Origin of the sequence: Janthinobacterium sp. RA13 (assembly GCF_000745325.1) — a bacterium.
GTDB classification, from domain to species: Bacteria; Pseudomonadota; Gammaproteobacteria; order Burkholderiales; family Burkholderiaceae_D; genus Janthinobacterium; species Janthinobacterium rivuli.
Window position 1 is genome coordinate 4,504,918 of record NZ_JQNP01000001.1, and the last position, 23,653, is coordinate 4,528,570.

Genomic DNA, 23,653 nt, shown 5'->3' on the forward strand with positions numbered 1-23,653 from the left:
ATCGGAACGCATTAAAAATTGATTGGAAAGGCATGGCAGGATTCTTTAGTATTCCAACATCGCTGCCCGGGCCGACGACCTTAGATCCGGCATGGCACAACCAGGAGAATGGCATGTCTGAGACAAAAAAGAAGGTTGCCCTGCGCTCTGCCGAGTGGTTCGGCTCGCAGGACAAGAATGGCTTCATGTACCGCAGCTGGATGAAAAACCAGGGCATACCTGACCACGAATTTCATGGCAAGCCCATCATCGGCATCTGCAATACCTGGTCCGAACTGACCCCTTGCAACGCGCATTTCCGCCAATTGGCCGAACACGTCAAGCGCGGCATCCTGGAAGCGGGAGGTTTCCCAGTGGAATTCCCTGTCTTCTCGAATGGCGAATCGAATTTGCGCCCGACGGCCATGCTGACGCGCAACCTGGCCTCGATGGACGTGGAAGAATCGATCCGCGGCAACCCGATGGACGCCGTCGTGCTGCTGGTCGGCTGCGACAAGACCACGCCAGCGCTGCTGATGGGTGCTGCCAGCGTCGACATCCCGACCATCGTCGTCAGCGGCGGCCCCATGCTGAACGGCAAACTCAATGGCAAGGACATCGGTTCCGGCACCGCCGTGTGGCAGTTGCACGAGCAGATGAAGGCGGGATCGATCACCCTGCACCAGTTCATGTCGGCCGAATCGGGCATGTCGCGCTCGGCAGGCACCTGCAACACCATGGGCACGGCCTCGACGATGGCCAGCATGGCTGAAGCGCTGGGTACCTCGCTGCCGCACAACGCGGCCATTCCCGCTGTCGATTCGCGCCGCTACGTGCTGGCGCACATGTCGGGCATCCGCATTGTCGAGATGGTGCACGAAGACCTGCGCCTGTCGAAAGTGCTGACGCGCGAAGCGTTTGAAAACGCCATCAAGGTCAATGCCGCCATCGGCGGTTCGACCAATGCCGTGATCCACCTGAAAGCGATTGCCGGCCGCATTGGCGTGCCTTTGGAGCTGGAAGACTGGACCAAGGTAGGCCGCGGCACGCCGACCATCGTCGACTTGCTGCCGTCGGGCCGTTTCCTGATGGAAGAGTTTTACTACGCGGGCGGCTTGCCGGCCGTGATACGCCGCCTGGGCGAGGGCGATTTGTTGCCGCACAAGAATGCGCTGACTGTCAACGGCAAGTCGCTGTGGGACAACTGCGTCGAAGCGCCGATCTACAACGACGAGGTGGTACGCACGCTGGACAACCCATTGCTGGCCGATGGCGGTATCTGCGTGCTGCGCGGTAACCTGGCGCCACGCGGCGCCGTGCTGAAACCGTCGGCCGCTTCGCCACATCTGATGCAGCACCGCGGCAAGGCCGTCGTGTTCGAAGACTTTGAACATTACAAGGCGCGCATCGTTGATCCGGATCTGGATGTCGATGCGAACTCCGTGCTGGTCATGAAAAATTGCGGCCCGAAAGGCTATCCCGGCATGGCCGAAGTGGGCAACATGGGCTTGCCGCCGAAACTGCTGGCGCAAGGCATTACCGACATGGTGCGCATCTCGGATGCGCGCATGAGCGGCACGGCCTACGGCACCGTCGTCCTGCACGTGGCGCCGGAAGCCATGGCCGGCGGCCCGCTGGGCATCGTCAGGGATGGCGACATGATCGCCCTCGATTGCCACAACGGCAGCCTGAACATCGACATCAGCGACGCGGAAATCGCCGAGCGCCTGGCGAAGCGCGAACTGGGCAGCGCGCCCGGGCCGAAGAGCGGCTACCAGCAGCTGTACATCGAACACGTGTTGCAAGCCGATGAAGGCTGCGATTTCGACTTCCTGGTCGGCAATCGCGGTTCCGCCGTGCCGCGCCACTCACATTAAGCGGAGAATCCCATGCTGTTGCTGCAATTTACGAATGAACACGGCGGGCGCCTCGTCGGCCTGCTGCAAGACGACGTCATCCGCGTCATCGAAGGCTACAACACGACGTATGCGCTGGCGCAAGACGCCATCCGCAAAAAGGTCAGTCTGGCGGACCTGGTCAATGCCACCGTTGGCAACACCACGCATTCCTATGCCGAAGTGGCCGCTGCCGGCCGCGTGCTGCCGCCGCTCGACCACGCCGATGAAGCACACTGCTACGTGACGGGCACGGGCCTGACGCACCTGGGCAGCGCCGGCGCGCGCGACGCCATGCACAAGAAGATAGGCGGCGATGCGGAGTCGCTGAGCGACTCGATGAAAATGTTCCGCCTGGGCGTGGAAGGCGGCAAGCCGGCTGACGGCACGGCCGGCGCCCAGCCCGAATGGTTCTATAAAGGCGACGGCTCCATCGTGCGCGCCGGCGGCCAGCCGCTGCGCATGCCGGACTTTGCCCTCGATGGCGGCGAAGAGCCGGAAATCGCCGGCCTGTACGTGATCGGCGATGACGGCCAGCCCTACCGGGTCGGCTACGCCATCGGCAATGAATTCTCGGACCACATCACGGAGCGCCAGAACTATCTGTACCTGGCCCACTCGAAACTGCGCGCCTGCAGCGTGGGCCCGGCCCTGCTGGTGGGCGAATTGCCCGCGCATATCGCCGGCGCCTCGCGCGTGCTGGACGCGGCTGGCAATGTGCGCTGGGAAAAGGCATTTGTCAGCGGCGAAGAGAATATGTCGCACACGATTGCCAACCTGGAACACCATCACTTCAAGTATCCGCTGTTCAAGCGCCCTGGCGACGTGCACGTGCACTTCTTCGGCACGGCAACGTTAAGCTTTGCCGATGGCGTGAGCGTGGCGCCGGGCGAAACCTTTGAAATCGAAGCGCCGGCCTTTGGCCCTGCCTTGCGCAACCGCCTCGATGTCTTCCCAACCGAATTTGCGAAAGTGAGCACATTATGAGTTTCAATATCACCGGTGATGCATTGATCGGCGGCGTCGCCGTCAAGGGCAATGGCGGCTCCTTCGAAGCGTGGGACCCGGCCGCGCGCGCGCACATCGCGCCCGCCTTCCACATGGTTGACGTAGCGCAAATCGACGAGGCATGCCGCCTGGCGCAAGCCGCATTCGACCCGTTCCGCGCCACCACGGATGCGCAGCGCGCCGATTTTCTCGACACCATCGCCGCGCAAATCGGCGAACTGGGCGACGACCTGATCGTGCGCGCCATGACGGAAAGCGGCTTGCCGCGCGCACGCCTGGAAGGCGAACGTGGCCGCACGGTGGGTCAATTGAAACTGTTCGCCGGCTTGCTGCGCGAAGGATCCTGGACCGATGCGCGCATCGACAGCCCGCTGCCTGACCGCACGCCACCGCGTCCTGACTTGCGCTTGCGCATGATCGGCCTCGGCCCCGTCGCCGTGTTTGCGGCCAGTAACTTCCCGCTGGCCTTCTCGGTGGCCGGTGGCGATACGGCCTCGGCCCTGGCTGCCGGCTGCCCTGTCGTGCTGAAAGCCCACTCGGCCCATCCGGGCACGTCGGAGCTGGTGGCGCGCGCCATCGTGAAAGCGATTGCCATCTGCAAGCTGCCGGCCGGCGTGTTCGCCTTGCTGACGGGCACGGGCAATGGCATCGGCCAGGCCCTGGTCGCCCATCCCGCCATCCAGGCCGTCGGTTTTACGGGTTCGCGTTCGGGCGGCATCGCCCTGATGAAGGTGGCGGCGGAACGTCCACAGCCAATTCCCGTGTATGCGGAAATGAGCAGCATCAACCCTGTGTTCGTGCTGCCGCAAGCGCTGGCCGCCCGTGGCGCGGCGATCGCCAGCGGTTTTGCCGCCTCGCTGACCATGGGCGTGGGCCAGTTCTGCACCAATCCGGGCCTCGTGCTGGGCCTGGAAGGCGCTGACTTTACGGCCTTTGCCGCCGCTGCCGCCGAAGCGCTGGCGCCGGCGCCGGCCGCCACCATGTTGACGGCCGGTATCGCCAGCAGCTATGCCAAGGGCGTTGCCGCCTTGGCGCAGCATGCCGATGTGACGCCGCTGGTGCAAAACACGGGCGACGAAGGCAAGGGCGCCGCCGCCCTGTTCGTCACTTCGGGCGAGGCGTTTTTGGCCAAGCACGATCTGCGCGACGAAGTCTTCGGCCCGGCCTCGCTGCTGGTCGCCTGCCGCGACATCGAGCAATTGTTGGCGATCACGGAAAGCCTGGAAGGCCAGCTGACGGCCACCTTGCAGCTCGATGCCGGTGACGTGGCAGATGCGCGTCGTTTGCTGCCCGTGCTGGAACGCCGCGTGGGCCGCATCCTGGCCAACGGTTTCCCGACGGGCGTGGAAGTGTCGACGGCCATGGTGCACGGCGGACCGTTCCCTGCCACCTCGGACGGCCGCAGCACCTCGGTCGGTACGGCGGCCATCAACCGTTTCCTGCGTCCTGTGTCCTACCAGAACCTGCCGCAAGACTTGCTGCCAGAGTCGCTGCACGACGATAATCCGCTGGGGATTTGGCGCCGTCACGATGGCGTGCTGGGCAAACTTTAATCATCAAAAAATAAAAATACACAGGCGGAGACGAGAATGAAGCAATTGGCGAAATATGGCAGCTTGCAGGGCAAGCGCGTGTTCATCACGGGTGGCGGCAGCGGCATCGGCGAATCTTTGGTGGCGGAGTTTGCCGCCCAGGGCGCGCTGGTGGCGTTTGTCGATATCGCCGTAGAAGCGAGCGAGGCCCTGTGCCGCCGCCTGGCTGAAGCGGGCCTGACGGCGCCATTGTTCCGCCATTGCGACATCACGGATATTCCCTCCTTGCAAGCCGTCATGGCCGAACTGGCCGACAAGCTGGGCGACTTCGATATCCTCGTCAACAATGCCGCCAACGACCAGCGCCACCAGGCGCAGGACGTCACCCTGGAATACTGGAATGAGCGCATTGCGATCAATCAACGTCCCATGTTCTTCACCTGCCAGGCCGTTTTCGAGGGCATGAAGCGCAAGGGTGGCGGTTCCATCATCAACGTCAGCTCGATTTCCTGGCACATGAAGTCGGGCGGCTACCCTGTGTATGCCACCACCAAGGCGGCCGTCGTGGGCCTCACGCGGGGCCTGGCGCGCGATTATGGCGCCCACAATATCCGCGTCAACACCGTCACACCGGGCTGGGTCATGACGCAGCGCCAGATCGACCTGTGGGTCGACGACGCGGCCGAAGTGGAAATCAAGAAAAGCCAATGCTTGCCAAGCAAGCTGATGCCACAGGACATCGCCGCCATGGTGCTGTTCCTTGCCTCGGACGATGGTGCTATGTGTTCCTCCCAGGAATTCATTGTGGATGCCGGCTGGATCTAAGCCTTAGCGCATCGTTCAATCCGCGCCGGGACTGACCGGCACCTCCGATCTAGAAATACCCTCTTGCCGCCCCAACCCCGCGGCAGGAGAGGCCTCGCCATTCCATCGCCGGGTTGATCCCGGCCCTTGCTTTTCACTCAAAAACAGGAGACAGCATGAAATTCATCCATACCAGCATCGTGGCCCTCAGCCTGGCCATGGCCGGCAGCGCCTTTGCCGCGCCCGTCAGCGTCACCATCGACGTGGCCAAGCCCGGTTCCGTGATCAACAAGAACGTGTACGGCCAGTTCGCCGAGCATCTGGGTACCGGTATCTATGAAGGCATGTGGGTGGGGCCGGAGTCCAGCATTCCGAATACCAAAGGCTGGCGCAATGACGTGCTGGGCGCGCTGAAACAGTTGCACGTGCCCCTGGTGCGCTGGCCGGGCGGCTGTTTTGCCGATGAATACCACTGGAAGGACGGCATCGGCGCGCGCGCCCAGCGTCCGACCAAGGTCAACACCAACTGGGGCGGCGTGGAAGAATCGAACGCCGTCGGCACGCATGAATTCTTCGACCTGGCCGAACTCTTGGGTGCGCAGACCTACATCAACGGCAACCTCGGTTCCGGCACGCCGCAGGAAATGTCCGAATGGCTCGAATACATGACCTCGGACAGCAAATCGACCCTGGCCGAGCTGCGCCGCAAGAATGGCCGCGCCCAGCCGTATAAAGTCGATTACTTTGGCATCGGCAATGAAGCCTGGGGTTGCGGCGGCAATATGCGCCCGCAGTACTATGCCGACCTGTACAAGCACTATCACACCTTCATGAAAACGCCGGAAAGCGCGCGCCCGAAATTCATCGCCAGCGGCGGCAATGACGACGACATCAGCTGGTCCAGCACCCTGAGCCGCGAAATCAAGCCGAACATGATGGACGCCATCAGTTTCCACTACTACACGGTGCCGACCGGCGTGTGGGAAAAGAAGGGCGCGGCCACGGGTTTTGGCGAAAATGAGTGGATTTCCACCCTGAGCCGCACCTTGCGCATCGATAGCTTGATTAAGAACAATATCGCCGCCATCGACAAGAACGACCCCTCGAAAAAGACGGGCTTGTACGTCGATGAATGGGGCACCTGGTACGACGTCGAGCCGGGCACCAACACGGGCTTTTTGTTCCAGCAAAACAGCTTGCGCGACGCGCTCGTCGCCGCCCTGAACTTCAATATTTTCCATGCCCACGCGGACCGCGTGCGCATGACGAATATCGCGCAAATGGTCAACGTGCTGCAGGCGATGATCATCACGGACAAGGACAAATATTTCCTCACGCCCACGTATCACGCGTTTGAAATGTATGTGCCCTTCCAGGACGCCACCTCGCTGCCGGTCGCCATCCAGGGTAATGGCAAATACAGCCTGGGCAAGGTCAGCATTCCGGAAGTGAGCGCCTCGGCCGCGCGCGCCAAGGATGGCAAGGTGTATCTGTCGCTGGTCAACACGAACCCGCACAAGGCCGTCGACGTGAGCGTGGCGCTGGCGGGCAAGCAAGTGGCCAGCGTGACGGGCCGCGTGCTGACCGCAGGCAAGATGGACGCCGTCAACAGCTTTGCGCAACCGCAAGCCGTGCAGCCGGTGGCGTTCAATGCCAAGGCGCAAGGCGGCAAGCTGACCGTGTCGGTGCCCGCCAAGGCCGTTGTGGTGGTGGCGGTCGAATAAACCTGCCGATGTTGATGTATCCAGCCGGCCCGCATGACGGGCCGGCTGGTCATGTGGAGAACACGATGCGATTTTCGATAACGATGGCCTTGGCGGCCATGCTTGCCTTCAGCTCCGTCCAGGCGGCCCAGGTCAGCGTGCACGACCCCGTGATGGCCAAGGAAGGCGACACGTATTATTTGTACAGCACAGGTCCCGGCATCACCTTTTACAGTTCGAAAAACATGGTCGACTGGCAGCCGGAAGGGCGCGTCTTCGCGGGCCAGCCCACGTGGGCAAAAACAGCTGCCCCCAGCTTTGACGACCATATCTGGGCGCCCGACGTGCAATTTCACGACGGAAAATATTACCTGTATTACTCGGTGTCCGGTTTCGGCAAGAATACGTCCGGCATCGGCGTGACCGTGAACACGACCTTGAACCCCCGCTCGCCCGATTACCGCTGGGTCGACCAGGGCATGCTGCTGCAATCCGTGCCCGAGCGCGACGAGTGGAACGCCATCGACTCGAACATCATCACCGATGCCAAGGGCACGCCATGGATGTCGTTCGGCTCGTTCTGGAACGGCATCAAGCTGGTGAAACTCAACAAAGACTGGACCCGCATTGCGGAACCGCAAGAGTGGCACTCCCTCGCGCGCCGCGTGCCGCTGCCGCCAAGGGCTGGCGAATTCAAGCCCGCGCCCGAGGAAATCGAGGCGCCCTTCATCTTCCAGCGCGGCAGCGATTACTTCCTCTTCGTTTCCTGGGGCTTGTGCTGCCAGAAGGAAAAAAGCACCTATCACCTGGCCGTGGGACGGTCCAAGAGCGTGACGGGTCCGTATCTGGACAAGGATGGCCGCGACATGGCGCAGGGCGGCGGCACGGTGCTGCTGAAAGGCGACAAGGATTGGCAAGGCCTGGGCCACAACAGCGCCTACAGCTTTGACGGCAAGGATTACCTGGTGCTGCACGCGTATGAGACGGCGGACAATTATTTGCAGAAGCTCAAGATCCTGCCGATGACGTGGGACAAGGATGGCTGGCCGCAGGTCGATGCGCGCGACTTGAACCGCTATCAAAGCCGCCAATTGCCGGCCGCAAAACCCTAAGGGCGCGCCATGCACAAGACCTTGTTGACGCTGGCGCTGGCCGCCAGCGGCCTTGCCACGCCTGTCCTGCAGGCAGCCGAGCTGTTTCCCCTCTCGTCCGTGCGCTTGAAAGCGGGGCCATTCCTCGACGCGCAAACGACGGACTTGCACTATCTGCTGGCCTTCGAACCGGAAAAATTGCTGGCGCCGTTTCGCCGCGAGGCGGGCTTGCCGCAGGTGCAGCCCAGCTATGGCAACTGGGAATCGACAGGGCTCGATGGTCACATGGGCGGGCATTATGTGTCCGCGCTGGCGCTGATGGTGGCGTCCACGGGCGACGCGCAGGCGCGCGAACGCCTGAACTATGTGGTGGCGGAACTGAAAAAATGCCAGGACGCCAATGGCAATGGTTATCTGGGCGGCATCCCCGATGGCAATGCGGCCTGGCAAGCTATCGCCAAGGGAGAGTTGCAGGCGGACACCTTCTCCGTCAACGGTAAATGGGTGCCGTGGTACAACCTGCACAAGGTGTTTGCGGGCTTGCGCGACGCCTATCGCTACGCTGGCAATCTTGAAGCGAAAGCCATGCTGATCGCCTTGTCGGACTGGGCCGTGAAACTGTCGGGGTCCTTGAGCGACGCACAGATGCAAGCCATGCTGCGCGCCGAGCACGGCGGCATGAACGAAGTGCTGGCCGACGTCTACGCGATGACGGGCGAACAGCGCTACTTGGACCTGGCCGTGCGCTTCTCGCACCAGGCGGTATTGCAGCCGCTGGTGGAGCAACAGGACAAGCTGACGGGCTTGCATGCGAATACGCAAATTCCAAAGGTGATCGGTTTCGAGCGCATCGGTGCGCTGACGGGCCGGCACGACTGGCAGCAGGCGGCGCAATTCTTTTGGCAAACCGTGCACGACAAGCGCACGGTGGCCATCGGCGGCAATAGCGTCAAGGAGCATTTCCACGACGAACACGATTTTTCGTCGATGGTGGAAGAGGTCGAAGGGCCGGAAACCTGCAATACCTACAATATGCTCAAGCTCACCGAGCAATTGTTCAAGCGTGACGAGCAAGTGCGCTACGCGGATTACTACGAGCGCGCCCTGTACAACCATATCCTGTCGTCGCAGCGCCCGGGCACGGGCGGCTTCGTGTATTTCACGCCCATGCGCCCGAACCACTACCGCGTATATTCGCAAGTGGACAAGGGCATGTGGTGCTGCGTGGGTTCCGGCATCGAAAGCCAGGCCAAGTATGGCGAGTTCATCTATGCGCATGACGGCGACGCCCTGTACGTGAACCTGTTCATGGCGTCCACCCTGGACTGGGCAGAGCGGGGCGTCAAGATCGTGCAATCGACCCGGTTTCCCGACCAGGACACGACGCGCATCAAAGTGCAGGGAAATAAAACCTTCAGCATGAAGATACGCTATCCCCAGTGGGTAGCCAAGGGCAAGCTGCGCGTCAAACTCAATGGCAAGGCCCTGCGTGTGAACGGCGCACCGGGCGACTATGTGACCATCACGCGCGCCTGGAAGTCCGGCGACTCCGTCGATGTCACGCTACCCATGACGACGCGTCTGGAACAGATGCCGGACCAGTCGAATTACTATGCCGTGCTGCATGGCCCCATCGTGCTGGCGGCCAGGACGCAGCCGTTCGCCAACGAAGCCTTGAACTATTTTGCCGACGACTCGCGCATGGGCCATATCGCGCAGGGGCAAGTGTGTCCGCTGGAATCGTCACCGCTGTTCGTCAGCGACACAAAAGAGTTCATGCACAAGATCAAACCCGTGAAGGGCCAGCCGCTGACGTTTACGGCGCCCGGGCTGATCCAGGGCAAGGATGCGGCGAAGATCAAACTGATCCCGTTCTTCCGCCTGCATGACTCTCGCTACATGCTGTACTGGCCCGTGTCCACGCCGGCCAGGCTGGCGCAGCTGCAGGAAACCACACGGCAAGCCGAAGCGCAGCGGCTGGCGCTCGATGCGCAAACCATCGACCAGGTGGCGCCGGGACAACAGCAGCCGGAATCCGATCATTTCTTCCAGGCCGAAGGTGGAGAAAACGGTGTCAACAAGGGCAGGCATTGGCGCCATGCCACAGGCTGGTTCAGCTATGAACTGAGCGACCCGCAAGCCGAAGCGAAGATATTGCGCCTGACCCTGTCCACCCTGGATGCGGGCCGCGTCTTCGACGTCTTGCTCAACGGGGTCAAGGTTGACGCAGTCGCCGTGGCGGCCGATGCGCCGCAAGAGCTGCATACGGTCGATATTGCCGTGCCTGCGGCGTTGGTAGCGGCCGCCAAGGGCAAATTGACCGTGAAATTTGTCGCCGGCAAGGATTCCGTGGCGGGCGGCTTGTACGGCTTGCGCCTGCTGCGCTGAGGGAAGAGGCGACTTTGCTTGTTCTACCGATACGCAAATCGGTATCGCAAGCGAAAAAGAATTGATTGGATGGCTATGTTGCTTTCTCCTACCATGGGTTCATAAAAAACCGCCCATCCGGCATCCGGCTGTGATGGTATTCCAAAAAAAACTGGAGACAAGAATGAAATTGACACGCCGCACACTCCTCGCCAGCGCCATGCTGCTCGCACTGTCCGCTACTTCTTCCGCTTTTGCCGCCAAGCCCCTCGTCATGGGCTTTTCGCAGGTGGGCGCCGAAAGCGAATGGCGCACCGCCAATACCGTCTCCATCAAGGATGCGGCCAAGAAAGATGGCGTCACCTTGAAATTTGCCGATGCGCAGCAAAAGCAGGAAAACCAGGTCAAGGCGCTGCGCTCGTTCATCGCGCAAAAGGTCGACGTGATCGCCTTCTCGCCGGTCGTTGAGTCCGGTTGGGATACCGTCTTGCGCGAAGCCAAGGCTGCCAAGATTCCCGTCATCCTGACGGACCGCGCCGTCAACGTGGCCGACAAATCGCTGTACGTGACCTTTATCGGTTCCGATTTCGTGGAAGAGGGCCGCCGCGCCGGCCAATGGCTGCTCGAGCACGCCAAGAAAACCCCGGACGCGCAACTGAACATCGTCGAGCTGCAAGGCACGGTCGGTTCGGCGCCAGCCATCGACCGCAAGGAAGGTTTCCAGGAAGTCATCGGCAAGAACCCGAAGCTGAAGATCATCCGTTCGCAAACGGGCGACTTTACACGCGCCAAGGGCAAGGAAGTGATGGAAGCGTTCCTGAAGGCCGAGGGCAAGAAGATCAACGTGTTGTATGCGCACAATGACGACATGGCCATCGGCGCCATCCAGGCCATCGAAGAAGCGGGCATGAAACCGGGCAAGGACATCATCATCATCTCGATCGATGGCGTCAAAGGCGCGTTCGAAGCCATGATCGCTGGCAAGCTGAACGTCACCGTCGAGTGCAGCCCGCTGCTGGGCCCGCAACTGATGTCGATTGCCCGCGACGTCGTGGCCGGTAAACCCGTGCCAGCGCGCATCACGACGGTGGAAGGCGTGTTCCCTGCCGAGGTGGCCGCCAAGGAATTCCCGAACCGTAAGTACTAAGCTTGCCGCATGATGAATACGCAAGCGCAACACAATGCCGCGCCAGCTCCCTTGCTGGAGTTGCGCGGCATCAGCAAATCCTTTCCTGGCGTCAAAGCTCTCAGCGACGTTGCCCTGCGCCTGTATCCGGGCGAAGTGCACACCCTGATGGGACAAAATGGCGCCGGGAAATCGACGCTGATCAAGGTGCTGACGGGTGTCTACACGCCCGACAGCGGCCAGATTCTGCTCGATGGCAAGCCCATCGCCCCCGCATCCACCTCGGATGCGCAGTTGCTCGGCATCAGCACCGTGTACCAGGAAGTTAATCTGTGCCCGAACCTGTCGGTGGCGGAAAACATCTTTATCGGCCGCTATCCGCGCCGCTTCGGGGCCATCGATTGGCGTTCCATGCAGCAACAGGCGCGTGCCTTGCTGCAGCAGTTGCAGATCGATATCGATGTCACGGCGCAATTGTCCAGCTTTCCGCTGGCCATCCAGCAAATGGTGGCCATTTCGCGCGCGCTGAACATTTCGGCCCGCGTGCTGATCCTCGACGAACCCACGTCCAGCCTGGACGAGGCGGAAGTCAATCTGCTGTTTTCCGTGCTGCGCCGCCTGCGCGAGCAGGGCATGGCGATTCTGTTTGTGACCCACTTCCTCGACCAGACCTACGCCATTTCCGACCGCATCACCGTCATGCGCAATGGCGAGCGCGAGGGAGAGTATGCGTGCAGCGAACTGTCGCGCCTGGCGCTGGTGAATAAAATGATCGGCGTGGCGGCCGACACGCAGGAACAGGCGCTGGATCTGGCGCAAGAAGCGGGCGCCGCCAGCTTTGGTCCGACTGTGCTTGAAGCGCAGGGACTGGGCCGCAAGGGCGCCTTGCTGCCCATGGATTTCCAGATACGCCAGGGTGAATTGCTGGGCCTGGCCGGCTTGCTCGGTTCGGGCCGCACGGAACTGGCGCGTTTGCTGTTCGGCGCCGACAAGGCCGACTCCGGCAGCATCGTCATGCAAGGCAAGATACGCCAGTTCAACGTGCCGCGCGATGCGATCGCCCAGGATATCGGCTTTTGCTCGGAAGACCGCAAGCACGAGGGCGCGATTTTGTCGCTGTCCGTGCGCGAAAACATCATCTTGGCCTTGCAGGCCCGCACGGGCTTGCTGCGCGCCATCCCGTTCAAACGCCAGCAGGCGCTGGCCGACGAGTACGTCAAGGCGCTCGGCATCAAGACGGCCAGCATCGAAACGCCGATTGGCAGCTTGTCGGGCGGCAATCAACAGAAAGCCTTGCTGGCGCGCTGGCTGGTGACCTCGCCGGCCATGCTGATTCTGGACGAACCGACGCGCGGCATCGACGTGCGCGCCAAGCAGGAAATCATGAGCTATGTGAGCAAACTCTGCCGCAAGGGCATGGCGATTCTGTTCATCTCGTCGGAATTGCCGGAAGTGCTGCGCTGCAGCGACCGTATCCTGGTCATGCGCGACCGCAAAGCCTGCGGCGACTATGCGCGCGGCGAGCTCGACGACAGTTCCGTGCTGCAAGTGATCGCCGGAGACGCCACATGAGTTTATCCACGCCATCGAACGCGCCACTGGCGCGTGCGGCTTCCCTTACGAATGCTTCCATGTTGCACAGTGTCTTGCATCACCCCCTGAGCCGGCCTCTGGCCGCGCTGTTCTTGCTGCTGCTGGTCGATTTCTTTGCCATCCCCGGCTTTTTTCACTTGGAAATCCGCGACGGCCACCTGTACGGCAGCGTGATCGACATCGTCAACCGCGCCGCACCCCTGATGCTGGCGGCGCTGGGCATGACCCTGGTGATCGCCACGCGCGGCATCGATATTTCCGTGGGCGCCGTCGTGGCCCTGTCCGGCACGGTGGCCGCCATGCTGATCGGCGGCACTATGGTGATGGACAACGGCGTGCCGACCTATGTCAGCAACATTCCCATGGGCTGGGCCCTGGCCGCGGCCCTGGGCGCGGCTTTGCTGTGCGGCGCCTGGAATGGCGTGCTGGTGGCGGGCCTGGGTTTGCAGCCCATCGTCGCGACCCTGATCCTGATGGTGGCGGGGCGTGGCCTGGCGCAATTGCTGACGGATGGCCAGATCGTCACCGTCTACTACCAGCCGTACTTTTTCATCGGCAGCGGCTATCTGTTCGGCTTGCCGTTCTCGCTGTTCCTCGTCGCTGCCGTGTTCATCATCACGGCCGTGCTGATGCGCAAGACGGCCCTGGGCCTGTTCATCCAGGCCGTCGGCATCAACCCCGTCGCCGCGCGCTTGGCCGGCATCAAGACGGCGACGCTGATCTTTTTCGTCTACGTCTTTTGCGCCGCCTGCGCGGGCCTGTCGGGCCTGATGATCAGCTCGAACATCAAGAGCGCCGACGCCAATAACGCGGGCCTGATGCTGGAACTCGACGCCATCCTGGCAGTCACGCTGGGCGGCACCTCGCTGGCCGGCGGCAAGTTCAGCCTCGTGGGCAGCATGATAGGCGCGCTCATCATCCAGACCCTGACCTACACGATCTATTCGCTGGGCGTGCCGCCGGAAGTCAACATGGTCGTCAAGTCGGTCGTCGTCTTCCTCGTCTGCCTGTCGCAATCGTCGGAATTCAAGCAATTGCTGCATCGGAGAAAAGCATGAAGGGTTTGCTGCACACCCCGTATTTCACCTCGCTCGTCACGGTCCTGCTGCTGGTGGTGATGCTGGGCCTGGGCGGCGCCGCCTATCCGGGCCTGCTGTCGACGCAAGTGATCTTTAACCTGTTGATCGATAACGCCTTTTTGCTGGTGATCGCCGTCGGCATGACTTTCGTGATCGTCTCCGGCGGCATCGATTTGTCCGTCGGTTCCGTGCTGGCCCTGTCGACCATGATCGCCGCCTGGCTGCTCAACGTGGCGCACTGGCCGCCGCTGCTGGTGATCGTCACCGTGCTGGCGCTGGGCACGGTATTTGGCGCCAGCATGGGTGCGCTGATCCATTACTTCAAATTGCAGCCCTTCATCGTCACCCTGGCCGGCATGTTTCTGGCGCGCGGACTGTGCTATTTGATCAGCATCAATTCCATCACCATCGATGACCCGTTGTTCGTGGCCATGTCGCAGACGCAATTGCAATTTCTCGGCGGTTTTGTCTCACCCGGCGTCGTGATTGCCGTGATCACGTTGCTGCTGGCCATCTGGCTGGCGCATGCCACGCCATTCGGCCGCGCCGTGTATGCGATCGGCGGCAATGAACAGTCGGCCTTGATGATGGGGCTGCCCGTGGGCCGCACCAAGGTGTTCATTTACGCCTTCAGCGGCTTTTGCGCCGCGCTGGGCGGCGTGCTGTTTTCGTTTTACATGCTGTCTGGCTATGGCTTGCATGCGCAAGGCACGGAACTGGACGCGATTGCCGCCGTCGTCATCGGCGGCACCCTGCTCAGCGGCGGCTACGGCTATGTGGCGGGCGCGCTGTCGGGCGTGCTGGTGCTGGGCACCATCCAGACCCTGATCGCCTTCGACGGCACGCTCAGCTCGTGGTGGACCAAGATCGTCATCGGCGGCTTGCTGTTCGTCTTTTGCGTCGTGCAAAGACTGATGGCCATGGGCCAGAAGAATACCAATCGGAGTTAATACCATGTTTCAAAAGAATAAACTTGCCGCAGCCATCGGCATGGCGGCGGCGCTCGCCTGCGCCCCATTCGGCGCGCAGGCTGCCAACCCCATCGTGAAAAACATCTACACGGGCGACCCGGCCGCGCTGGTCGACAATGGCAGGGTGTATTTGTACGTGGGCCACGATGAAGCGAGCGCCACGGATACGGATTACCGCATGCACGAGTGGCGCGTGTATTCCTCGTGCGACATGGCGAACTGGACGGATCATGGCTCGCCCGTGCGCTTTTCCACCTTCGCGTGGGCCGGCAAAGATGCCTGGGCCGGCGACATCGTCAAGCGCGGCAATAAATACTATTTCTATTCGACTGTCGACCATAAAACAATCCCCGGCAAAGCCATCGGCGTGGCCGTGTCCGACAGCCCGACGGGCCCGTTCGTCGACGCGCGCGGCAGCGCCCTGATCACGAACGACATGACGAAGCAGACGGCCATTCCCTGGGACGATATCGACCCGGCCGTCTTCATCGATACGGATGGCCAGGCCTACATTTACTGGGGCAACACGGTCTTGAAATACGCCAAGCTCAAAGCCAACATGACGGAGCTGGACGGCCCGATTCTGACCTTCGGCATGGATGCGTTCACGGAAGCGGCCTATATGCACAAGCATGCCGGTACGTATTATTTGTCGTATTCGCGCAATTTCCCCGAGGAGACGGCGTATTCGACGGGACCGACGCCCACCGGTCCCTGGCATTTCCGCGGCACCATCATGGACAAGAATGCCGTCGTGAAAACCATTCACCAGGCCATCATCGAATTCAACGGCAAGTCCTACATCTTCTATCACAACGACAAGTTGCCCGGCGGCGGAGAATACCGGCGTTCCGTGGCCGTGGAAGAGCTGAAATACAAGCCGGACGGCACCATCGAATTCATCCATCAAACGGCTGGCCCGGCCGCCAACCCGAGCACCGCCTGCAAGGCAGGTTAGTACCGGGGTCAGACCCGCCGGGTCTGACCCCAGCCTTTGCTCTTGGGTTTTTGAATTGTAAAAAAGGAGACACACCGATATCAACAATATCGATATCCATCAGTATCCGATATCGATCATGATATGATTTATTCATGGATACCCTCAACCCCAACTGGTTCTTGCGAGCCCGCCTGAAGACGCGGCAATTGCTGCTGTTGATCGCCCTTGACGAGCAGCGCAACATCCACCGCGCGGCGGAAGAATTGCACATGACGCAGCCGGCCGCGTCCAAGCAAATCAAGGACCTGGAAGAGATGCTGGACGTGCGCCTGTTCGACAGGCTACCGCGCGGCATGGAGCCGACCATCTACGGCGAGACGATGATACGGCACGCGCGCATGGCCTTGACGAGCTTGTCGCTGGCGCATGACGACATCGTCGCGCTCAAATCAGGCCTGACGGGTCAGGTGGAAGTGGGGGTCATCATGACGCCGGCCATGGCCTTGCTGCCGCGCGCGATTGCCCGCATCAAGCAGCAGGCACCGTTGATGCGCATCGGCGTGCATCTGGAGCACAGCAATACCTTGATGGACATGCTGCAGCACGGCACCCTCGACTTCATGATCGGGCGCATCCTGGAAAAGGAAAGCAGCGCGGGACTCATCTACGAGGAATTGACGGAAGAGCCGGCCAGCGCCGTGGCGCGCAATGGCCATCCGCTGCTGTCGCGCAAGAATCTGCAATTGAAGGATTTGGCGGGCCAGCCGTGGATCTTGCCACCGCAAGGCAGCATCCTGCGCCACCGCTTCGACATGATGTTCCGCCGAGCCAGCCTGGAACCGCCCGTCGACGTGGTCGACACCACCGCCTTGCTCCTGATCACGTCCTTGCTGCAGCAAACGGATTCCCTGCACGTGATGCCGACGGAAGTGGCGCATTACTACGAATCGCTGAACGTGCTGAGCATCTTGCCCATCGAGTTGCCGTGCAAGATGGATGCGTTCGGCATCATCCGCCAGCAGGATCATTTGCTGTCGCCGGGGGCGGATATGCTGTTGAAAGCTGTGCGGGCGACGGCGGCGGATATGTATTGAGTGCTGTGCTGGTGTTGTCGGATTACGCGTTCCGCTAATCCGACCTACACATGGCACGGTGACAGGTAGGTCGGATTAGCCCGCAGGGCGTAATCCGACAAAATCCGTGCAACATGCTCAATCGGGCATCTCAAAGAAAAACAGCTGCACCAATCGCCCATTCTCCGGCGTATCGCCAAACACATTGCTGATCGAGTGAAAGTAGTGTCCCTTGTACACGATCAATCGGTTGTGGCGCATCGGCACTTCCAGCAGGGCTTGCCAACTGTCGCGCTGTTCCTGTAAATCGTTGAATTTCTGCACTTTGCTGTTCGGCAGCCAGCGTTTCTGGAAATCCTTGAAGCTGGCGTAGCCGCCCGCTTTCACGTCTGCCTCGGGCAACCTCCGGTACCAGCCGCTGGGCTGGTGGCGCCAGAAGGTGGTGCCGCCCTGGCACTGCTCGGGTGGATTCAGATACAGCACGCCCGCATAGAAATTGAAATTGTTGCCCGTCTCATTGTCCACGTGGATATCCGTGCGCGCCATCGCGTCCGCATAGCTGAGGCGATACGAGCCGTTGTCGGGCGAGATGAAACGGATGGGGCGGCCCAGCGTCGTGGCGATGCGCTCCATGATGGCCTGGCTGGGCTGGCCCGCCGTCTGGCTGCCCGGATAGTTTTGCCCCGCATAGCGCTGCTGTTCGAACGGCAACGCCAGCGCCTGCGCGCGCCAGGCGGCGGGATCGGGCAGGAAATCGTCGAGGATGTGCAAATCCGTTTCGCGCAGGAAGTCGTGCAGGCTTGCCGGCACGTCGGGCTTGGTCAGCCGCTCCGTGTTTTCCGTGCCGGGGCTGGCAAAGCCGATGCGGCACGTTTGCGCCAGCGCCGGATGCAGCGCCAGGCCTTGCGCGTAGCGTTGCAAGGCCAGTTCCTGCTGTCCCGTGCGGTAATACAGCTCGGCCAGTCCCTGCAGCGTTTGCCAGCGCTGCGGACGCAGGGCGTGAGCCCGTTCCAGTTCGGCGATGGTGTCCGCCAGCCGCTGTTTTCCCATCAGCAATTCGGCATGGCTGATCGCGAAATCATGTTCATGCGGCGCCAGCCGCGCTGCCGTGGCGTAGCTGGCCAGCGCCGCCTCGTTGTCCGTACCGCGCAGCACGTTACCGAGGTTGTAGTGGAACAGGGCGTTGTCGGGCTGTTGCTTGAGCGACAGTTTGATGAGGCCCAGGCCGATGGCGCCCTGGCCCAGCTCCAGCATCGCCAGGCCCTGGAAATGTTGTGCTTCGGCCAGGGCCGGGTTCAGTTTATACGCGGCCTGGTAGGCGTTGATCGCCTCGATCAGCTTGCCTTGCTGCTGCAGCCCTTGCCCGTTTGCCAGATGTTGTTCCGCCAGTGTCTGTTCGCCCATGTCACTATTCCGATGCAATGTGGCGAACAGTGTAACCGAGCCCGTTCTACCGTGCCTGGCTGACGAGAATTTCTTCCCCGTTCAGCTTGATCGCCACCTTGACGATCTGCGCCTTGACCTGGTTGCTGGCCATGTCCGCTTCCTGGGCATAGGCATACACGACGATGGCGAAGTCCTTGTAGCCGCTGCGCGCCGCCTCGATCTTGCGCGCCGCCTCCTGGTCCACTTTCAGCAGCGAATAACCGTCGCCATTCGTGAACGCCAGCTTGTAGTCGCCGTTGTCGTACATGTAGTAATACGTGCCCGCGTCGGCGAACTTGGCGGGGAAGGCGGCCTTGTCCATCGCGTACGGCGACAGCGCGCCCTGGCCATTGATCTGGTAGCGCAGGTAGCGCTTCGTCTTGGCCTCATTGACCTTGGCGTCGATCTGCGGTTTCAGGGCGTCGAGCAGTTCCTGCTTGCGGAAGGCGTCGTTGCTGCCCGCATATTCGCGCGAGATGCGTTGCGCCACGGCCGCATAGTCGGGCGGCACGCCGGACAGGGCGAGGTAGCTGTACATCAACTGGTGGCCGCTGGTGATGTCAACATAGCTGGACGCTGGCGTGGCAGCGTCCGCTTGCGGCAGGCTGGCGGCAGCCGCTTTGACTTGCGCCTTGGCGGCCATATCGGCCACGCTGGTGGCGGGCGCCGAGGCGGCCGGCGTTGCATTGTCGGAGGGCTTGCCGCAGGCGGACAGCAAGACGGCGATGGCGAGCAGGGCAGGGAGGGTACGGTTCATGATATTTCCTTCAATAAATGTGTGGAGGTGGCTTAGCCGATGGTTTTACGTTTGTATTCGCCGACGCCGTACGCGGCCAGGACGATGGCAGACGCCAGCACCAGGTAAAAACCGATGCCAAAAGAGAGTCCTTGCCACACTTGTCCCAGCATTTCGCTGGCCATCTGCTCGGCCATGCGGGCCGCGCGGCTGCCCATGATGCCGCCCATGGCGTTGCCCGCGTCGCTGACGGCGCCCTTGATCTTGATGAACAGCAAGCTGCTGTGGATGACGATGAACAACAGGGGCGCGCACTTGCCCAGCGCCGCTTTCGGGTGCTTGCTAACCATGGTGGCGCAGCAGGCGCCGATGGCCAGCAGGAAGAAAAATTGTGCGGACGTAAAACCGCCGCCGCCATCGCGGGCAAAGCTTTCCAGGCTGTCGGCGGACAAGCCCAGCAACTGCCAGTAGGTGCGCGAGACGGAGGCGAACAAACGGATGCCGATGGTGTTGAAGACAAAGGCGCCGGCGATCAGGACGCCGAGGCTGGCCAGCACCTTGATGCCCAGGGCGGAGACGGCCTGGCCCCACAGCTGCTGGCTTTTTTCGCGCGCCAGTTTCGCCGCGCCGGCCATTTCTTCCTGCGCCAGTTGCTGCGTCGCCACGGCGCTGACGGTGGCGAGGCTGCCGGCGTCATCGAAGCGCACGTCGACGACGGCGTTGATGGCGGGCGCCACGTCCGAGCGCCAGTGCGTGGCCACGTCGAACGCATGTTGAATGCCGGCCACGCTGACGGAACCCTGTCCGCTTGGCTGGTAGGCGAGGATGCGGCCACGCTGGCCGGTGGTGAATGTTGCTGGGCTGGATGTTTGCATGAGATTTCCCTGGTCACTGTCATGCTCTATTGCATGTACCCACGGATAACGGGGGCAGTTCAGGGAAATCTAAAATTATTTTGAATTATTTTTTTGGCGGCTGCATCATGTCCTTGGCGGCGCCCTGGTAATCCTTCATCAAGCCCATGAAAGCATCCTGCAAATGCCGGGCCGCATCCTGCGGCGGCGCGCCCGTGCGCCGGGCCAGGTCGAATTTATACGCATGGGCGGGGCTGTAGCCCGCCTGCGAGGCCGCGTCCAGCAGCACGCCGGCCCGCTTCAGCGAAGCGGGATCTCCCTTGACCATCAGCAATTCCGCCAGATAGGTCTGGGCGATCGGAAAGTCTTTCGCGGCCGCCTTTTCCAGCCACTGCATGCCCGCCTTCGGCTGTTTTATTCCAGCATCGCCGCCGCCGATGCCATAGCCGAGGGCCGTCAGCGCCACCAGATCGCCGCCCCGTGCGCGCTTTTCCAGCTGCTGGCGGGGAAACGGGCGGGCCGCGATCTGCATGCGGATTTCATAGTTGATGTCTTGCAGCACATTGCCTGGCCACACCTTGACGCCGGGCGTTGCCGGCTTTTCCACCGTTGGCGCAGGCGCCGGGACCGGTGCGCGCATGCCGCCCTGGCCTTGCGTACTGGCCAGTACACCCGGCGTTGCCTGGCTGACGCCCTTGCCGCTGCCCATGTTCAGCACCAGGCGCGCCGACGTTTCGCCAAACGACACGCGGGGCTTTTGCACGTCGTGCGTCATGGCGGCAACCCTGGCCGCCACCTGCGAAAACACGTCGCTCATGGGCAAGCCCGGTGCGTCCAGCGCGTCGAGCAGGGCGCTCGTGTAGGGGCTGTTGCGCGAATCGGGCGACCAGAAATCGCGCGCCAGGGCGCCCGGTCCCGCCGAATAGGCGATCACCACGCCGCGTGGCGCTTGCGTGTCGGCAAAGCCGTGGCTGGCCGCATTGCCACCGCCGGGAACCACCATGGCGCCGCCGCGCGTATATTCCTGGCGGCAAGCGTCGAGGATCAGCACGGCGCCGCGCGCGCCCGTGCGTTGCAAATCACCGGCCAGGCTGGAAACGGACACGCCCTGCGCGGCGATGGCGGCCGCGCTCAATGCATTCATGTTGGCGCCCAGCGGCAACACATAGTTCGCTTCGCCTGCCTGGGCGCCGTGGCCCGCGTAAAACACGAGGGCGATATCGGCACCGCGCGCCTGCGTGGAAAACTCGGCCGAGGCCTTTTGCAGCTGTTGCGCATTGATGTCCGTGCGCAACAGCACTTCAAAGCCCAGGCGGCGCAGGCGCTCGGCCATGGCACGCGCATCGTTCACGGGATTCAATAGAGGCTGCGGATAGGCCGCATTGCCGATCACGAGGGCGATGCGCTTGCCGGGGCCGCTGGCGGCGTTGCCCACGGCCGCCTGCGCGACGTTACCGCAGAGTAAAAAGAGGAGGCTGAAAAACAGGGGAATCAGGCGATGCATCGGCGTCTCGGGAATTGTCGTGAAAGTAACTAAAGTTAGCGATTTTTACTGTGATATGAGAAAATTGCTCAAATGCATTTTACCTTACTGACAAGTTTCTCTTGTCTGGCCAGCGCACGCTGCACGTCGCCGCCGGCCAGTGGCGCGTGCCGCCCAACACACGATCGGACCGGCTTTGCAATCGGAACAATTTGAACGGATTCATGCTTTCTGGACCCGCCGCCAGCAGCTGACACAAGGCGAACTGGGCGAGTTTTACCAGCGCGTCATCGCCGCGCTGACGCCGTGCCGTCCGCGCGAGGCGGCGTCGCTGGGCGACTCGCTGGCCGACTTGCGCCACCAGTTCTTCATCGAAAAAGTCCTGCACGGCGACAGCGAGGCCGCGCCTCACCACGTCGGTGCCCTGTTTTTGTACTTCAAGCGTTTCATCATCGACCAGTTGCGCAAGCAGCGCGATGACGAAGATGCCGATGCGCAAGAAGGCTGCGAGCTGCGCGCGCCCGACGCGTATGCGGAACCGCTGCGCGACTATCAGCTGACGCCGCAGCAGGTGCGCGACGCGGCCGACAGTTTTATTACGACCTTGCCGCACGACTTGATCTTGCTGCTGCGCCATTGCGGCTGCGGCGGCATGCCCGTCAAGGAATTGGCCGAGCAGATCGCTTCCGCGCATTACCACGGCGGCAAGTTGGGCCTTGTGCACAGGCAGAAGGGCGAGGCCAATAGCGCGGGGCGCCAGATCGTCGAGCCGGCCCACCGCGCCACCTTGCTGGGCAGCTGGGTCTTGAACCTGCTCAAGCTGCGCGTGGGCGACGCCCTGGCCGCGCGCGATCTGCAGGCGGCGCAAATAGTTTTGGATATTTTGTGCGTGGCTGCGTTATCCCTGCACATGGACCCCGCGTCCACCCACCCGAATACTGATGAAAGGCCATCGGCATGACTGCATTGACGCCCTCGCTGGCCATCGTTGCCGCGCGCCTGCCATCGCCCCCGTCTTCCGCCGAATTGCTGGATGAGGACGTGGCTGGCGATACCCCCGACTGGCGCGGCATTGCCGTGCCGGAACACGTTATGCAACACTTTGCGCGCTGCAGCGATGCGGCGCCGCTGGCCGGGCGGCCCATCGCCGGTGGGCAGATTCATTTGCTGGCGCGCCGTCCCGGCTTTGGCGCCGTGCTGCTCGACGCCTGGGACAGCTCGCGGCAGCGCTGGCGCGGCTGGCTCGTCACGCCGGACGCATCGTATGCGGACGCCTGCGGCCTCGTGGTCGAGGAGCGCGACGCGCCCGCCGACCCGCGCGCGGGCCTGGTGCTGTGCGACATGCCCGTGACCCTGGCCGTGACGGACCTGGGCGCCTGCCTGGGCGTGTTCAGCCAGGAGCGCCTGCAGGCGGCGCGCTGGCTGGAGCGGCATGGCCGCGCGAATGCCGCCACGGCGGCGCCCGGCGTGATCGCCCGCGTGGCCCTGCCCGGCGACGATTACGCCTTGACGGGCACGCCGCTGTCGAGCGAGCTGGGCAAGGATGGCCGCGTGGCGTACCGGCAATTGCTGCGTCAGGGCTTGCAGCAATTGCAGATCGCTCCGGCCGATGCCGCCGCGCCAGCAGCGAAGGTGCCGATGCAGGCGGCCAATGCGAACCGCTGGCTGAAGCTCGTCACGGCCGTGGCCGCCAGCGTGATGGTGGTGCAATCGGCGTGGCTGTTCCTGCCGAAAGAGGGCGCCGTCGTCGGCAATGCGGAGTTCCGCAACGGCGGCAGCGGCGTCGAGACGGGCGTGCGCACGCGCGTGCTGTTCCGCGCCGAGGCAACGGAGGCGGAAATCCGCACCTGGCTGCAGCGCGAGCAGCTGGAAATCGTCGCCGGGCCGGACACCCTGGGCGCCTTTACTTTGCTGTCGCGCAACCGCCAGAAAGTCTTGCCGCCACCGGGACCGGGCAATCCGCTGGCCGTCATCAATCCCTGACCCCGAAATAA

The 23,653-nt window shown here is 62.3% G+C and carries 19 protein-coding genes; 15 read left to right on the forward strand and 4 right to left on the reverse strand.

Features of this window, described 5'->3' with window-relative positions:
- The first annotated feature begins 113 nt into the window (after positions 1 to 113).
- From FG13_RS19885 to FG13_RS19945, 13 genes are all read left to right on the forward strand, one after another.
- Positions 114 to 1,856: an IlvD/Edd family dehydratase gene (locus FG13_RS19885; RefSeq protein ID WP_035823649.1), complete on the forward strand. Its 1,743-nt coding sequence runs from the start codon at positions 114 to 116 to the stop codon at positions 1,854 to 1,856.
- Between the two features lie 12 nt (positions 1,857 to 1,868).
- Entirely contained in the window at positions 1,869 to 2,861 is a 993-nt protein-coding gene (gene araD1, locus FG13_RS19890; protein ID WP_035823650.1) for an AraD1 family protein, read from the forward strand.
- On the forward strand, positions 2,858 to 4,435 hold the full coding sequence (locus FG13_RS19895; protein ID WP_035823652.1) for an aldehyde dehydrogenase (NADP(+)): 1,578 nt from the start codon (positions 2,858 to 2,860) through the stop codon (positions 4,433 to 4,435). The genes araD1 and FG13_RS19895 overlap by 4 nt, the downstream gene beginning before the upstream one ends.
- Positions 4,436 to 4,471: 36 nt before the next feature.
- Positions 4,472 to 5,239 (forward strand): SDR family NAD(P)-dependent oxidoreductase, encoded by a 768-nt coding sequence (locus FG13_RS19900; protein WP_035823655.1) that lies wholly within the window; start codon positions 4,472 to 4,474, stop codon positions 5,237 to 5,239.
- A 155-nt stretch (positions 5,240 to 5,394) separates the two neighbouring features.
- A complete protein-coding gene (locus FG13_RS19905) occupies positions 5,395 to 6,942 on the forward strand; it encodes an alpha-N-arabinofuranosidase (RefSeq protein WP_035823657.1) in 1,548 nt (515 codons plus the stop codon).
- Positions 6,943 to 7,007: 65 nt separating this feature from the next.
- Entirely contained in the window at positions 7,008 to 8,033 is a 1,026-nt protein-coding gene (locus FG13_RS19910; RefSeq protein ID WP_035823662.1) for an arabinan endo-1,5-alpha-L-arabinosidase, read from the forward strand.
- A 9-nt stretch (positions 8,034 to 8,042) separates the two neighbouring features.
- A complete protein-coding gene (locus tag FG13_RS19915) occupies positions 8,043 to 10,400 on the forward strand; it encodes a glycoside hydrolase family 127 protein (protein WP_035823664.1) in 2,358 nt (785 codons plus the stop codon).
- A gap of 163 nt (positions 10,401 to 10,563) precedes the next feature.
- Entirely contained in the window at positions 10,564 to 11,526 is a 963-nt protein-coding gene (locus FG13_RS19920) for an ABC transporter substrate-binding protein (protein WP_035823666.1), read from the forward strand.
- A 9-nt stretch (positions 11,527 to 11,535) separates the two neighbouring features.
- A complete protein-coding gene (locus tag FG13_RS19925) occupies positions 11,536 to 13,077 on the forward strand; it encodes a sugar ABC transporter ATP-binding protein (protein WP_051959268.1) in 1,542 nt (513 codons plus the stop codon).
- Positions 13,074 to 14,156 carry an ABC transporter permease gene (locus FG13_RS19930; RefSeq protein WP_035823668.1) on the forward strand — a complete coding sequence of 361 codons (1,083 nt, stop codon included), beginning with the start codon at positions 13,074 to 13,076 and terminating at the stop codon, positions 14,154 to 14,156. The genes FG13_RS19925 and FG13_RS19930 overlap by 4 nt, the downstream gene beginning before the upstream one ends.
- Complete coding sequence (yjfF, locus tag FG13_RS19935; protein WP_035823670.1) at positions 14,153 to 15,127, forward strand: galactofuranose ABC transporter, permease protein YjfF; 975 nt, start codon at positions 14,153 to 14,155, stop codon at positions 15,125 to 15,127. The genes FG13_RS19930 and yjfF overlap by 4 nt, the downstream gene beginning before the upstream one ends.
- A gap of 4 nt (positions 15,128 to 15,131) precedes the next feature.
- A complete protein-coding gene (locus FG13_RS19940) occupies positions 15,132 to 16,106 on the forward strand; it encodes a glycoside hydrolase family 43 protein (protein ID WP_081922652.1) in 975 nt (324 codons plus the stop codon).
- A 134-nt stretch (positions 16,107 to 16,240) separates the two neighbouring features.
- Complete coding sequence (locus FG13_RS19945) at positions 16,241 to 17,182, forward strand: LysR family transcriptional regulator (protein ID WP_035823672.1); 942 nt, start codon at positions 16,241 to 16,243, stop codon at positions 17,180 to 17,182.
- A gap of 117 nt (positions 17,183 to 17,299) precedes the next feature.
- Here FG13_RS19945 and FG13_RS19950 read toward each other — a convergent pair whose 3' ends face one another.
- From FG13_RS19950 to FG13_RS29110, 4 genes are all read right to left on the reverse strand, one after another.
- Positions 17,300 to 18,565, reverse strand: coding sequence for a DUF6445 family protein (locus FG13_RS19950; RefSeq protein WP_035823674.1), 1,266 nt, complete (start codon positions 18,563 to 18,565; stop codon positions 17,300 to 17,302).
- A 46-nt stretch (positions 18,566 to 18,611) separates the two neighbouring features.
- A complete protein-coding gene (locus FG13_RS19955) occupies positions 18,612 to 19,343 on the reverse strand; it encodes a hypothetical protein (RefSeq protein WP_035823676.1) in 732 nt (243 codons plus the stop codon).
- Positions 19,344 to 19,375: 32 nt separating this feature from the next.
- On the reverse strand, positions 19,376 to 20,197 hold the full coding sequence (locus tag FG13_RS19960; RefSeq protein WP_035823679.1) for a hypothetical protein: 822 nt from the start codon (positions 20,195 to 20,197) through the stop codon (positions 19,376 to 19,378).
- Positions 20,198 to 20,282: 85 nt separating this feature from the next.
- Positions 20,283 to 21,680 (reverse strand): caspase family protein, encoded by a 1,398-nt coding sequence (locus tag FG13_RS29110; protein WP_051959271.1) that lies wholly within the window; start codon positions 21,678 to 21,680, stop codon positions 20,283 to 20,285.
- Between the two features lie 175 nt (positions 21,681 to 21,855).
- Here FG13_RS29110 and FG13_RS19970 point away from each other — a divergent pair, with 175 nt between their 5' ends.
- Complete coding sequence (locus tag FG13_RS19970) at positions 21,856 to 22,620, forward strand: hypothetical protein (RefSeq protein ID WP_152598814.1); 765 nt, start codon at positions 21,856 to 21,858, stop codon at positions 22,618 to 22,620.
- A complete protein-coding gene (locus tag FG13_RS19975; protein WP_035823682.1) occupies positions 22,617 to 23,642 on the forward strand; it encodes a hypothetical protein in 1,026 nt (341 codons plus the stop codon). The genes FG13_RS19970 and FG13_RS19975 overlap by 4 nt, the downstream gene beginning before the upstream one ends.
- The last annotated feature ends 11 nt before the right edge of the window (positions 23,643 to 23,653 follow it).